This window comes from Tritonibacter sp. SIMBA_163 (assembly GCF_046535935.1).
In the GTDB taxonomy this organism is placed as follows: domain Bacteria; phylum Pseudomonadota; class Alphaproteobacteria; order Rhodobacterales; family Rhodobacteraceae; genus Epibacterium; species Epibacterium scottomollicae.
On sequence record NZ_JAWJBP010000057.1, the window covers coordinates 1 to 1785 of the forward strand.

The 1785-nt window shown below is 54.5% G+C and carries 2 protein-coding genes; one reads left to right on the forward strand and one right to left on the reverse strand.

The features are described from left to right. Positions 1-101: 101 nt before the first annotated feature. On the reverse strand, positions 102-470 hold the full coding sequence (locus R0J92_RS21315; protein WP_000538659.1) for a hypothetical protein: 369 nt from the start codon (positions 468-470) through the stop codon (positions 102-104). Between the two features lie 31 nt (positions 471-501). Here R0J92_RS21315 and R0J92_RS21320 point away from each other — a divergent pair, with 31 nt between their 5' ends. Beyond that, complete coding sequence (locus R0J92_RS21320) at positions 502-693, forward strand: Rop family plasmid primer RNA-binding protein (RefSeq protein ID WP_000165985.1); 192 nt, start codon at positions 502-504, stop codon at positions 691-693. The last annotated feature ends 1092 nt before the right edge of the window (positions 694-1785 follow it).

Here is a 1785-nt window from a genome sequence, read left to right on the forward strand (position 1 = left end):
GAGAAGCAGGCCATTATCGCCGGCATGGCGGCCCCACGGGTGCGCATGATCGTGCTCCTGTCGTTGAGGACCCGGCTAGGCTGGCGGGGTTGCCTTACTGGTTAGCAGAATGAATCACCGATACGCGAGCGAACGTGAAGCGACTGCTGCTGCAAAACGTCTGCGACCTGAGCAACAACATGAATGGTCTTCGGTTTCCGTGTTTCGTAAAGTCTGGAAACGCGGAAGTCAGCGCCCTGCACCATTATGTTCCGGATCTGCATCGCAGGATGCTGCTGGCTACCCTGTGGAACACCTACATCTGTATTAACGAAGCGCTGGCATTGACCCTGAGTGATTTTTCTCTGGTCCCGCCGCATCCATACCGCCAGTTGTTTACCCTCACAACGTTCCAGTAACCGGGCATGTTCATCATCAGTAACCCGTATCGTGAGCATCCTCTCTCGTTTCATCGGTATCATTACCCCCATGAACAGAAATCCCCCTTACACGGAGGCATCAGTGACCAAACAGGAAAAAACCGCCCTTAACATGGCCCGCTTTATCAGAAGCCAGACATTAACGCTTCTGGAGAAACTCAACGAGCTGGACGCGGATGAACAGGCAGACATCTGTGAATCGCTTCACGACCACGCTGATGAGCTTTACCGCAGCTGCCTCGCGCGTTTCGGTGATGACGGTGAAAACCTCTGACACATGCAGCTCCCGGAGACGGTCACAGCTTGTCTGTAAGCGGATGCCGGGAGCAGACAAGCCCGTCAGGGCGCGTCAGCGGGTGTTGGCGGGTGTCGGGGCGCAGCCATGACCCAGTCACGTAGCGATAGCGGAGTGTATACTGGCTTAACTATGCGGCATCAGAGCAGATTGTACTGAGAGTGCACCATTGCGGTGTGAAATACCGCACAGATGCGTAAGGAGAAAATACCGCATCAGGCGCTCTTCCGCTTCCTCGCTCACTGACTCGCTGCGCTCGGTCGTTCGGCTGCGGCGAGCGGTATCAGCTCACTCAAAGGCGGTAATACGGTTATCCACAGAATCAGGGGATAACGCAGGAAAGAACATGTGAGCAAAAGGCCAGCAAAAGGCCAGGAACCGTAAAAAGGCCGCGTTGCTGGCGTTTTTCCATAGGCTCCGCCCCCCTGACGAGCATCACAAAAATCGACGCTCAAGTCAGAGGTGGCGAAACCCGACAGGACTATAAAGATACCAGGCGTTTCCCCCTGGAAGCTCCCTCGTGCGCTCTCCTGTTCCGACCCTGCCGCTTACCGGATACCTGTCCGCCTTTCTCCCTTCGGGAAGCGTGGCGCTTTCTCATAGCTCACGCTGTAGGTATCTCAGTTCGGTGTAGGTCGTTCGCTCCAAGCTGGGCTGTGTGCACGAACCCCCCGTTCAGCCCGACCGCTGCGCCTTATCCGGTAACTATCGTCTTGAGTCCAACCCGGTAAGACACGACTTATCGCCACTGGCAGCAGCCACTGGTAACAGGATTAGCAGAGCGAGGTATGTAGGCGGTGCTACAGAGTTCTTGAAGTGGTGGCCTAACTACGGCTACACTAGAAGGACAGTATTTGGTATCTGCGCTCTGCTGAAGCCAGTTACCTTCGGAAAAAGAGTTGGTAGCTCTTGATCCGGCAAACAAACCACCGCTGGTAGCGGTGGTTTTTTTGTTTGCAAGCAGCAGATTACGCGCAGAAAAAAAGGATCTCAAGAAGATCCTTTGATCTTTTCTACGGGGTCTGACGCTCAGTGGAACGAAAACTCACGTTAAGGGATTTTGGTCATGAA